Source organism: Limnoglobus sp. (assembly GCF_059499385.1).
Genome location: NZ_JCABYM010000072.1, coordinates 20,026 through 31,821, shown reverse-complemented (window position 1 = coordinate 31,821; position 11,796 = coordinate 20,026). Strand labels below are relative to the sequence as shown.

Annotated in this window: 10 protein-coding genes; 4 read left to right on the top strand and 6 right to left on the bottom strand. The window is 71.0% G+C overall.

The genetic code is table 11. The features are described from left to right. The first annotated feature begins 37 nt into the window (after positions 1 to 37). The 4 genes from AC5JJ2_RS13350 (at position 38) to AC5JJ2_RS13335 (ending at position 4,167) form a co-directional block, all read left to right on the top strand. Positions 38 to 1,114 (top strand): DUF1559 domain-containing protein, encoded by a 1,077-nt coding sequence (locus AC5JJ2_RS13350; protein ID WP_495858490.1) that lies wholly within the window; start codon positions 38 to 40, stop codon positions 1,112 to 1,114. 82 nt (positions 1,115 to 1,196) lie between these two features. Next, entirely contained in the window at positions 1,197 to 1,697 is a 501-nt protein-coding gene (locus AC5JJ2_RS13345) for a carboxypeptidase-like regulatory domain-containing protein (RefSeq protein ID WP_495858489.1), read from the top strand. A gap of 96 nt (positions 1,698 to 1,793) precedes the next feature. Further along, positions 1,794 to 2,963 carry a tetratricopeptide repeat protein gene (locus tag AC5JJ2_RS13340; RefSeq protein ID WP_495858488.1) on the top strand — a complete coding sequence of 390 codons (1,170 nt, stop codon included), beginning with the start codon at positions 1,794 to 1,796 and terminating at the stop codon, positions 2,961 to 2,963. Positions 2,964 to 2,985: 22 nt separating this feature from the next. Continuing rightward, a complete protein-coding gene (locus AC5JJ2_RS13335) occupies positions 2,986 to 4,167 on the top strand; it encodes a tetratricopeptide repeat protein (protein WP_495858487.1) in 1,182 nt (393 codons plus the stop codon). 3 nt (positions 4,168 to 4,170) lie between these two features. Here the strand turns inward: AC5JJ2_RS13335 and pepT are convergent, their stop codons facing one another. The 6 genes from pepT to AC5JJ2_RS13305 form a co-directional block, all read right to left on the bottom strand. After that, complete coding sequence (gene pepT / locus AC5JJ2_RS13330) at positions 4,171 to 5,406, bottom strand: peptidase T (protein ID WP_495858486.1); 1,236 nt, start codon at positions 5,404 to 5,406, stop codon at positions 4,171 to 4,173. Between the two features lie 117 nt (positions 5,407 to 5,523). Further along, positions 5,524 to 6,174 carry an endonuclease III gene (nth, locus tag AC5JJ2_RS13325; RefSeq protein WP_495858485.1) on the bottom strand — a complete coding sequence of 217 codons (651 nt, stop codon included), beginning with the start codon at positions 6,172 to 6,174 and terminating at the stop codon, positions 5,524 to 5,526. Next, a complete protein-coding gene (locus AC5JJ2_RS13320; RefSeq protein WP_495858484.1) occupies positions 6,174 to 7,580 on the bottom strand; it encodes an O-antigen ligase family protein in 1,407 nt (468 codons plus the stop codon). Before AC5JJ2_RS13320 ends, nth begins: the two co-directional genes overlap by 1 nt. Positions 7,581 to 7,728: 148 nt before the next feature. Continuing rightward, a complete protein-coding gene (locus AC5JJ2_RS13315) occupies positions 7,729 to 8,928 on the bottom strand; it encodes a glycosyltransferase family 4 protein (protein ID WP_495858483.1) in 1,200 nt (399 codons plus the stop codon). 151 nt (positions 8,929 to 9,079) lie between these two features. Then, positions 9,080 to 10,588 (bottom strand): VanZ family protein, encoded by a 1,509-nt coding sequence (locus tag AC5JJ2_RS13310; RefSeq protein WP_495858482.1) that lies wholly within the window; start codon positions 10,586 to 10,588, stop codon positions 9,080 to 9,082. After that, positions 10,585 to 11,619, bottom strand: coding sequence for an exosortase/archaeosortase family protein (locus tag AC5JJ2_RS13305; protein WP_495858481.1), 1,035 nt, complete (start codon positions 11,617 to 11,619; stop codon positions 10,585 to 10,587). Before AC5JJ2_RS13305 ends, AC5JJ2_RS13310 begins: the two co-directional genes overlap by 4 nt. Positions 11,620 to 11,796 lie beyond the last annotated feature (177 nt).

The following is an 11,796-nucleotide window of genomic DNA, read 5'->3' as shown; positions in this document are numbered from 1 at the left end:
TGGAACTCTTCTCTTTTCATTCTGTCGTGAGGACTCCATGACTCTCTCATTATCCGGGCTGACGCGCTGGTCGCGTCACCTCGCACGGGGGTTCACGCTGATCGAGTTGTTGGTCGTGATCGCCATCATCGCCATCCTCATCGGCCTGTTGCTTCCCGCCGTCCAGAAGGTCCGGGAAGCGGCCGCCCGGTCCAAGTGCCAAAACAACCTCAAGCAGTTCGGCCTCGCGCTGCACAACTACCACGACGTGAACGGGTTCTTCCCGCAGGGCGGGTTCTACCTTAAGGACACGGCCGGCAACATCGACTGGGCGAACGGGGAAGGCCCGAGCTGGATGACGTTGACGATGCCCCAAATGGAACAGGAGCCGTCGTTCCGCGTCATGTCCGACATGACGGGCGGGTTCAAGACCAGGAACGTCGGCTACGAGTGGCAGGTCAACGACCCGCCGCCGATCGGCCCGCTGCCGACCCTCTTGAGGAACGGGTACAAGGGGTCCGCCAACTACCGTTGCCCCAGCGACGGCGAGCGGACCAACGAGACGCTGTCGAACTACTCGATGAGCATCGGGCCGATGCCGCTGCCGTCCCACGGCGGGTCGCCGGAACCGTTCGCCATCCACGAGTTCCCGCAGAACAACAGCCTGGGCGACTGGGGCTACCGGAACGAGCCGAACCGGTGGACCGGCCACGGGAACACCGAGGACACCCGCTGGACGCTCGGGTTCGGCACCCGGCTGGGGGCGAAGATTAACATCGCCGGCATCACCGACGGCACGTCCAACACGATCGCCATCGGCGAGATCCTCCCGGCGTGGCACGACCACCACGGGAACGGCAGCTGGATGCGGGCCAACGGCGGCGTCTGCCACGCCGCCACCATCGTCCCGATCAACTTCCCGATCGACATCAACGGCACGCTGGGGAGCACCGACCTGAAGCGGCAGCCGCCCAACAACTGGGCCGTCTCCTGGGGGTTCAAGTCCCGGCACACCGGCGGCGCGAACTTCCTGTTCGGCGACGGGACGGTCCGGTTCGTCAACCAGAACATCGACATGCGGACGTACAACCTCCTCGGGGCCCGGTCCGACGGGCTGCCGGTCAACTCGCCGTGACGCCCCGTGCGACTCGGCCCGTTTACACCCGCGAGGGAGGCAACCCGTTGCCTCCCTCGCTCTCTCTCATTGGAACTCGCACATGAACCCGATTCGTTGGACCCTGGCGTTCGCCGTGCTCGTCGGCTGCTCGGTCATAAGCGGGTGCGGCGGCGGCGCGAAGTATTACCCGGTGGAGGGCGTCGTCACCGTCGATAACGAGCCGCTCGAAGGGGCGATGGTCCACTTCACGTCCGACACCGGCGTCGCCGCCAGCGGCATGACGAACGCCAACGGCAAGTTCAAGTTGATTACCGGCAGCAACGACGGCGTCCCGGCCGGCACGTACAAGGTCATGGTCAAGAAGGCCCCGGCCCAACAGGCCGACAACAACGGCTCCGCGTCCGGCGAGGACATGCGGACCGCCTACCAGGAGTACCTGAACGCCCAGAACGCGCAAAAGAAGGAAAAGAAGGCGGGGAAGGCCCCGGAGAAGTCGGCCATCCCGGAGCGGTACCTCAAGCCGGGGGCCATCCCCGACCAGATCGTCCCGGCCGCCGGGCCGGTGTCGATCGAGTTGTCGAGCAAGGATAAGAAGAAGTAGCCGCCCGGCCCCCGAACCCGTGCCCGGACCTGTCCCGCCCCCGCGGGGCAGGTCTTTCGTGTTTCCACCCCTCGTCCCGGCCCCGTTGGACCCGTCGTGTCGTCGCGGAAGTGGCTCCTGGTTCGGCTGACCGCCCTCGCCGTCGTGGCGTCCGGGCTGGCGGCGTGGCGGTACGCCGTCACCCGCCCCGACTACCGGTTCGCCCGCGGGCTGGAGGCGGCTCGCGGCGGGCGGGTGGACGACGCGCTGTGGTACGCCGACCGGTTGGAGGCGAGTGACCCGCCGGCCGCCGGGCTGATCCGGGCGGAGTACGAGTTCGCCCAGAAGCAACCGCTCGCCGCGCTGCGGGCGCTCCTGCCGTTCCAGGGGGCCGACGCCCACCCCCGCCGGCGGGATGGCCTCGCCCTGTCCGCGAGGTGCTACCAGGCGTTGGGCAAGACCCGCGAGGCGATCGCGTCCTGGCGGCTGCTCCTCCGCGACCGGCCGGACGACGTGGACGCCCACCGGTCGCTGGCGGTGATCGCCTACGACCTGGGGCAACTGGCGACGGCCCTGCACCACCTGCGGGAGGTCGGGCGGCTCGACCCGCGGGACGGAAAGCCGGCCCGGATGGCCGGGACGATCCACCAGGACCTCGGCAACCACGAGGCGGCGGCGGCCGCGTACCGGGAGGCGCTCGGCCGCGACCTGCCGGCGGCGGCGCGGGCGGAGGCGTACACCGAGTTCGGCGACAGCCTGCTGAAGCTGCGGAAGTACGACGAGATGCTGACGATGGCCGAGGAGGCGGTCGCGGCCGGCGTGCCTCAGACGGCCGGGTGGCTCGTCGGCCGGGCCGAGGCGCTCCACGGCGTCGGCCGCGCCGCCGACGCGAAGGCGGTGCTCGCCCGAGCGCTGGCGGCCGACCCGGAGGCGACGCCGGCGCTGTACCTGCGGGCGCAGTTCCACCTGGACGACGGCCAGCCGGCCGAGGCGGTCCGGCTGCTGGAGAAGGCGGACGCGAGGCCGCCGCGGGCGTACCGGGTGACGTTCCTGCTGGCGCAGGCGTACGCGCAGGTCGGCCGCCGGGCGGACGCGGACGCGATGGGGAAGACGGCCGAGGCCCTCCGCCGCGACCTCGACCGGATCACCGAGTTGACCCGCGAGGCCGAGCAGCGGCCGTGGGACGCCGACATCCGCGTCGAGTTGGCCGACCTGAGCACACGGATGGGCTACCCGGACGTGGCGGCCATGTGGCGGAAGGCGGCCGCGGCCGTCCGGCCGAAGTGATCCCCCGAGTAGGAATCCCGCCGTGTCGTCCCGGATGTGGTTGCTGGTGCGGTTGACCGCCCTCGCCGCCGTCGCCGTCGGCCTGGCCGGGTGGCGGTACGCCGTCACCCGCCCCGACTACCGGTTCGCCCGCGGGCTAGAGGCGGCCCGCGGCGGGCGGGTGGACGACGCGCTGTGGTACGCCGACCGGTTGGAGGCGACGGACCCGCCGGCCGCCGGGCTGATCCGGGCGGAGGGGGAGTTGGGCCGGGGCCGGCCGCTCGCCGCGCTGCGGGCGCTCCGGCCGTTCCAGGGGGCGGACGCCCACCCCCGCCGGCGGGACCTGCTCGCCCTTACCGCCCGCTGCCACGAGGGGTTGGGGGACCGGAAGGAGGCGGTCGCGGCCTGGGGTGCGGTGCTCGCGGGCCGGCCGGAGGACGAGGAGGCCCACCGGCGGATGGCCACCCTCGCCTACGACCTGGGGCAACTGACGACCGCCCTGCACCACTGGCGGGAGGTCCAACGGATCGACCCGCGGGACGGCCGGCCGGCCCGGATGGTGGCCACGGTCCTGGCGGACACCGGCGACCCGGACGGGGCCGAGCGGGCGTACCGGGAGGCCCTCCGCCGCGACCTGACGCCGGACGAGCGGCGGGAGGTGTACGCGGAACTGGCCGACGCGCTGCTCCGGCTGCGGAAGTACGCCGACGTGCTGGCCCTGGCGGGGGAGGCGGTCGCGGCCGGGACGCCGCAGACGACCGTGTGGCTGGTCGCCCGGGCGGAGGCGAACCGCGGCCTCGGCCGCCCGGCCCCGGCCCGCGACCTGGCCGCCGCCGCCCTCGCCGCCGCCGGCCCGGCCGACCCGGACCTGGCCGCGGCCCTGCGGCTGCGGGCCGAACTCCACCTCGACGACGGCGAGCCGGCGGACGCGATCCCGCTGCTGGAGCGGGCGGACGGCATCCCCCCGCGGACGTACCGCGTCCCGTTCTTGTTGGGGTCCGCCTACGCCCAGGCCGGGCGGCCGGCCGACGCCGACCGGCTGCTGCGGGCCGCCGACCGGGTGCAGCGGGACCTGGACAAGGTCACGGAACTGACGCTCCGGGCCGAGGGGCGGCCGTGGGACGCGGACCTCCGGCTGGAACTGGCCGCCTTGAGCGAAGGGCTTGGCTACCACGACATGGCGCGTCAGTGGCGGCGGGCCGCCGCCGCGGCCCGGCAGAAGTGACCGTCATTTCCCGGCCCACACCTGGACCAACTCGATCAGCACCCGCACGTTCGCGTCCAGCTCTTCGAGGCAGACCCACTCCAGCGGCGAGTGGATGTTGTGCTCGCCGGTCGAGACGTTCGGCGTCGGCAGCCCCTTCGCCGTGAGCAGCGCCCCGTCCGTGCCGCCGCGGATGATGCAGTGCTTCACGGGGAAGCCGGCGCGCTTCACGGCTTGTTCGGCGTAGGCCATTGCCCGCGGTTCCTTCGCGATCCCCTCCCGCATGTTCCGGTACTGTTGCGTCACGGTCACGTCGATCTTCGCGAGCGGGTGGTCCTTCATCACCGCGTTCGCGGCGTCGTTGAGGATCGTTGCGTACTCGGCCAGCTTCGCCGTCTCGTGGTCGCGGAGGAGGACGTGCAGCGTCACCTTGCCGACGCCGCCCTCGACGATGTACGGGTGAAGGAAGCCGTCCCGGTCGGCCGTCGTCTCCGGCGAGAGGCGGTTCTTCGGCAGCTTCTCAAGGAACTCGCCGGCCAGCCGGACGGCGTTGACCATCTTGTCCTTCGCGATGCCGGGGTGGATGTTCACGCCGGTGATCGTGACCGTCGCCTTGTCCGCGCTGAAGGTTTCCGCTTCGAGTTCGCCGACGCCCTGGCCGTCGAGCGTGTACCCGACGACCGCGCCGATGTCCTTCGGGTCCAGGTGCAAGACGCCGCGGCCGATTTCCTCGTCACACGTGAAGACGACGCGGACCGGCCCGTGCGGGATGCCGGGGTTCTCCGTCAGGATGCGGGCGAGTTCCATGATGACGGCGACGCCGGCCTTGTCGTCCCCGCCGAGCAGCGTCGTGCCGTCGGTCGTCACGATCGTCTTGCCGACCAGGTCCTTCAGCTCCGGCGAGTCGGCGACGCGGATGACCTTCGACGAATCCTTCGGCAGAACGATGTCGCCGCCGGGGTAGTTTCGGACGACCTGCGGGTCCACGTTCTTGCCGCTGGTTTCCGGCGACGTATCGACGTGGCTGTTGAACGCGATCGTGGGCGCGCCGGGGACGTTCCCCGGAATCGTGGCGAAGACGAGGCCGTGCTCGTTCTGGACGGCGTCGGTCAGGCCCAGCGCGAGGAGTTCGTCGCGGAGCAGTTTGCCGAGGACGAGCTGGCCGGGCGTGCTGGGGTAGGTCGTCGATTTCTCGTCCGCTTGCGTGTCGATGCGGACGTACCGGAGGAACCGGTCGAGCAGCGTGCGGGTGGGGTACATGGGAACTCCGGGATCGTTTAGCGGTAACCGGAATTTATATAGCCGCCGGCTTGCCGGCGGGGTTTTGCGACGCCCAAACCCCGCCGGCAAGCCGACGGCTATATAGTGCGTTCGCGGTCACTTCTTGACGCCGACCTTCGGGCACAAGTGGGCGAGCGTACACGCCTCGCACTTCGGCCGGCGGGCCTCGCACACCCGGCGGCCGTGCAGGATGAGCTGGTGGCTCACGTCCGTCCACGCCTCCTGCGGGATCAGCTTCATGAGCGCGAACTCGACCTTCACCGGGTCGGTCAGCCGCGTCAGGCCGAGCCGCCGGGAGAGGCGGCCGACGTGCGTGTCCACCGTGATGCCCGGCGTGTCGAACGCGTCGCCGAGGACGCAGTTCGCGGACTTCCGGCCGAGGCCGGGGAGTTCCAGCAACTCTTCCAGCGTCCGCGGGACCTCGCCGCCGAACTTCTCGACGAGCACGCGACAGGCGGCCTGGATGTTCTTCGCCTTGTTCCGGAAGAAGCCGGTCGTGCGGACGTAGTTTTCCAACTCGGCGCGGTCGGCGGTCGCGAAGTCGGCGGCCGTGGGGAAGCGGGCGAACAGCGCCGGCGTGACGAGGTTGACCCTCTTGTCCGTGCACTGCGCGGACAGCATGACCGCGACCATGAGCTGCAGCGGCGTGCGGAAGTCGAGCTCCGTCTTCGCCTGCGGGTAGAGCCGGTCCAGCTCCGCCATCACGAGCGGGACGCGGGCCTTCGGCGGCGGCAGCGGCGCGGCCATCAGGCGCGGGCCGGCTGTGGCGGCGGGCCGGGCCGGGACGGCGGGACCGCCGCGCGGGTCCGCGTGACCGGGACGGGGACGGCCGGCGACCACCGCGCACCGGCCATCGGGGCCGGCCGCAGCGTGTCGGTCGCGTTCAACAGCGCCCACACCTGCGCCCCGAGGAACAAGAGCAGGTACGACACCTCGAACACCTCCAGCGACAGCGCGAGCGCCCCGATGCAGAACGAGATGAGCGAGCACGTGACGCCGCCGAGCATGGCGCGGGCGCGCATCGACTCGAAGTCGGTCCGGTTCCACAGCCGCACGGACGCCCGCACGATGCAGTACGCGGTCGCGGCCAGCACGCCCAGGTAGATGACCATCGCGCACAGCCCGCTGTCGGCGGCGATCTGGAAGTACTGCGAGTGGATCGTCCGGCCCTCCATGTCCGCCCCGCGGTGGAACATCTCGGCCCCGGAGTTCCGCACGCCGACGCCGAAGATCGGGTACTCGAGCGCGATCTCGATGGCGATCCGCCAGCTCGTCATCCGGCTGCGGTAGCTGTCGTCCATCTCGCGTTCTTGAATGCTGAAGAACCGGTCCTGAATCTCCTTCCCGGCCATGAACGGGATCATTGCCCCGATGACGAGGTAGACGACGAGCAGGAACTTCCGCCGCCGGGAGAACAGCATGAGGAACGGGGCGGCCATGACCATCGAGATCATCGCCCCGCGGCTGTACGTGCTGAGGACGGCGTGCATGATGACCGGGATCAGCAGCAGGAACAGCCACTTGTACCACTTCTGCGTGAACTCCCAGGCGAAGTAGCACAGCGGCACGCCGAGGCAGAGCATCAGCGCCGCCCCGTTGTTGTCGAGGCCGGCGAACCCCCGCTTCGCGAGGATGAGCTTCCCGGTGCTGATATAGATGTGGTTCATCTCGATCGAGATGTACCCGATGGCGACGATGATGAGCATGTACAGCCCCCACACCTGCGTCGGCGTCCGGACGACGCGGGACGCGAGGTAGTACATGCCGAAGATCTTCAGGTACTCGCCGTACCAGAGTTCGCCGAGGGCCGGGTTCTTCGCCGTCAGGTGGCTCATCGACACCCAGAACGCGAACAGCATCATGAGCCAGTGGGCGACGGTGAACTTCGGCCGGTACCGCATGAGGGAACTCTCGCGGCGGCCGTAAGACAGGATGCCGGCGGACCAGAGGAGGTAGCCGCCGATGGCGGCCGACGCGACGATGAACGACCACGGCAGCCGGACCGGCATGTCGAGCAGCTGCCACTCCCACAGGTACTGCGGCCGGAGGATGGCGAACAGGTAGTACAGGGCGACGCCGGCGTACGGCGTCCACCACAGGGACGCGAACGACCCGAACGCGATGAGGGCGATGAGGAACAGGTATTGCTTCATGGCGAAATCAAATCACTCGCAGGGAACATTTCTCGTCGCATCGACTTGTTTTGTGGAACCCTGAGCGGAAGCGACGGGGTGGAGCGCCTCCACCCCGTCGCTTCCGCTCAGGGTTCCACAAGACGTGGCATCCCGTCGCCGCTCACGCTTACGCCCCGACGCTCGCCGGTTCGTGGGCGACGCACGTTTCCAACCCCGCCAGCGCGACCTTCGCGGCCGCCGTCCACGTGTGGTGCTCCGTCACCCACGCCCGCGCCTCGCGGCCGAGGTGCTGTCGCGCCGCCGCGTCCCGCCAGAGCGAAACCAGCTTCTCCGCCCACTCGCCCGGCGAGCGCGCGACGGCCAGCGGCGGGGAGCCGTTCAGCCCGGCCACCACCCGCGGCGACGCCAGCACCGGCATCCCCATCGCCGCCGCTTCGAGCAGCTTGTTCTTGATCCCGCCGCCGCTGACGAACGGCAGCACCACCACCTGTCGCGACCGCACCGCCGCCCGGATGTCCGGCAGGTCGATGCCCAGCTCGATGCCGTCCCGCCCGGCCACTGCGCGCATCGCCGGCGTCGGCTGGAAGCCGTAGAGTTGGAATGTCGCGTCCGGCACGGCCCCCCGCACCCGCGGCCACACGTTCTTGACGAACCACTCGACGGCTTGGATGTTCGGCCCGAAGTCGAGCCGGCCCCAGAAGACGCACGAGTTCGGCATCTGGTCCTCGTCGCCCGGCGAGTAAAGCACCGCGTCCACGCCGTTCGGGATCACGTCCGTCTGGCGGACGCCGTTGAACCACCGGAAGGCCCGCGCGTCGGCGGCCGACACGACCCACACGCGGTCGAGCAACTTCCGGTACGCCCGCTGGTAGAAGCCCTTCACGACGGCCGGCTTGACCTCCGCCCACGTCGATTTGCGGAGGGGGCGGACCTGCGACAGGTGGTGCCACACCCACTCGTCGGCCGCGTACCAGACCTTCGCCGTGTCCGCCGGCAGCGCCCCGAGGTACGGCAGCATCGCCAGCCCGGAAACGACGACGGCGTCCGCCCGGAAGTCGGCCGCGGCGGCGGCCGTCCACCGGACGCGGGCCGGGTCCACGCCCCAGTAGTTGCGGAACTTCTCCTGCGATTTCGTGAGGGTAATCGGGAACGCGCCCTCGTCCGGCGTCGGCGGGGACTGGTCGTCGAAGCAATACTCGGCGTCGAGGCCGCCGCCGGCGAGCGCCTCGGCCGGGGCCGGCTTGACGGTGGCGAGGGCGACGGCGTGGCCGAGGTGGGCCATCGCCTGCATGAGGTAGAACGTGTGAACGTCGTGCCCGCTGGCCCGCGGCCACGCCATCCGCTCTTTGACGAACAACAACCGCACGGGCGAAACCTCCGAAACACGCATCGGCGAGCGGGGGGGGGGGGGGGGGGGGGGGGGGGGGGGGGGGGCGGCCCCGCCGCCCCCCGCCCCCCCCCCCCCCCCCCCCCCCCCCCACCCCCCCCCCCCCCCCCCCACGACGCTCGCCTTGTTTCTACCCCAGCCCCAGCTTCAGCGGGTCGTCTAGGTCCAGCGGGTTCGCCGGCGGGGGCGTCGTCTCCAGCCCGACCGACGGCACGTCGGCCGCCAGCCGGCGGCGGAGGTACGACGTGCCCGCCGCCCCGACCGCGCCGCCGACGGCCGCGTACAGCACGTCCGTCGGGGCCGCCACCCGCTCCGGGATGAACAACTGCCCCGCCTCCACGACCGCCGCCAGCGCCGCCGCGAGCAGCCCGCCGGCCACGATGCGGGACCGGCGGTTCGCCGCCGTCGCCGGGCCGCACGCGGCCACCACCACGCCGAACGGCAGGAAGGCGAGCATCCGCATGACCGCTTCTTCCAGCGCGCCCATGTAACTGACCTTCTCCTGCGTGTGCGCGAACGGGACCCAGTTCATCCGCGTCAGCCGGCCGTCGGCGATCGTGTTGTCGAACTCGAACGGCAGCCACGCGGCCACGGCCAGCCAGAGCAGCCACGCCTGGCCGAGGATCAGCGCCGCCTCCACGTCGATGCCCCCGCCGGCGGCCCGCACGCCCATGCCGCCGGCCAGCAGCCAGCCGAGCAGCACCGCCCCGCCGCCGAGCAGCACGTCGGTCGTACTCGGCGACCGGGACATCACGAGCAACTGCCCCGCTTCGAGCGCGAACGCCAACAGCAGGCCGAAGCCGAGGACCCGCCGGCCGGCCCGCACGGCCGCCGGCCACGCCGGCCCGCCCTCCGGCCGGACCGGGATCGCGAACGGCACGAACCCCAGGATCAGCCCGACCGGCAGGTACACGGCCGCGAGTTCCAGCCACGCCTGGCCCTTCCGCCACGCCGGGACGGCCGGGTTCGCGTCGAGTTCCGAGAACGGGCCGATCGTGACCTGCCCGTCCTTGAACTTGCGGACCCACGACGCCGGGCTGGCCGAGATGTCCAACGGCAGCAGCTGCGCGAGCGCCAGGGCCGCGACGTACAGCACGAGCAGCCCGACCGCCGGGGACCGGTAGCCGTCCCGGTCGAAGAGGTTCCGCAGGTGGTCCACCGCCCGCTGGCCGACGGCGGCGTACAGGAGCATCCCGACCGCAGACCCCGCGGCCTGCGCGAGGATGTCCGACCCGGACGTGGTCCGGCCGGGGAAGAAGAGCTGCCCGTACTCGACGGCCACGGCCAACGCCACGCACCACGGCCACCAGAAGACGAAGTGGCCGACGAACGTGCGGACCCGCGGCTCGCGGTCGAGCAGCCGCCACGCGAAGAGGAACAGGCCGAGCGGCAGGCCGAGGACGAAGTTCGCCGTCACGTCCGACCGGGACTGAATCCCGGCGCGGTTCTCGACCGCCCACCGGAACGCGCCGACGGACTCCCGGAGGTCGCGGGCGTGGAAGTCGAACGGGACGAAGCTGCCGTAGGCGGTGAACACGGCCACGCCGAGCGCCAGCCAGCCGAACACGCGGCGGGGCAGGAACTTGTCCGCCGACCGCTGCACCCAGGGGAACTCCCGCGCCATCCGGTCCGAGTTCACGACGGCACTCCGGGCGTGGGCGGCTTCTTCGGGGCCAGGTCCGGGTCGTCCGCGTCGGCCCGCTCCGGCACGACCCAGCTCGCGGCCGCGGCGGCCGTCGCCACCTTCAGCACCTCGTCCCGCTCCGGCGGCGGCGGCACGACGTACAGCCAGTCGATCGCCTTCAGCACCAGCCACAGGAACCCGAGCGCTAGCGGCATCATCAGCCACCCGGCGAGGTCGTGGACGATCTTGTCCCCGATCCACTTCCAGACGTTGTCCTTGTTGTCCGCCGCGACGTACACGATCGCCGTCGCGACGATCCGGATCGTGTTCGACAGGATGGCGATGGGGATGGAGCTGGCGAACACGAACACCCGGTCGCCCAGCGGCCGGTGCCGCATGAGCAGCGCGAACGCCGCCCCCATCGCCACGAACGTCAGCACCATGCTCAGGCCGGAGCAGGCCCACTCGACGCCGAGCCGCACGTCGCCGACGGTGATGACCGTCCCGCTCGGCCCGGCCACGTAGGACGGGTAGCCGAGGGTTTGCAGGACGAAGTTGCTCGACTGCGTCGCGATCTGCCGGAGCTTGAACGTGAACAAAATTTCAATACGGTCCGGCAGCTTCACCATGAACACGAGGAACGCGAGGCCCGGCCACGCCCACCGCAGCCCCGGCCGGCCGAGGACGATCAGCACGACGCCGGTGAGCGCGAGGATGAGGCCGACCCCCTGGCCGAACTCCTTCGCGATGTTGAACGTCCCGGCCGCGACGGAGATCGCGAGGCCGGCGAGGAGCGGGACGAGGCCGAGCGGCTCCGGCCACTCGACGAGCGGCGGGAACCGGCGGCGGCGCTGGTAGAGCAGGTAGCCGGCGACGACCGGCACGAGGACGCCGTGCGAGTAGTCGGCCTGGGTGAACCAGACGCGGACCATGTCCGGGATGGCGTTGTGGAACGCGAACCCGACGCCGACGAGCAGGACGACGACGACGAGCCGCCACGGCCGGGAGCGAACGACATCGGCGAGCGGTTGCGGGTCCACGGGCACGTCACGGTTCGGGGAGCGGGCGGTGTCGTGTCAGGATAGCAAAATCGTTATAACCGGACGGGCGGCCGTGCGAGGCGGGGTGAGGTCCGGGCGATTCTCGGTCCGCGGTTTCGCGCCGGGCCGAATTTTCGGCCGACGATGCGCCAGGGAAGCGAGTCAGCAATCATAGGACGGAAG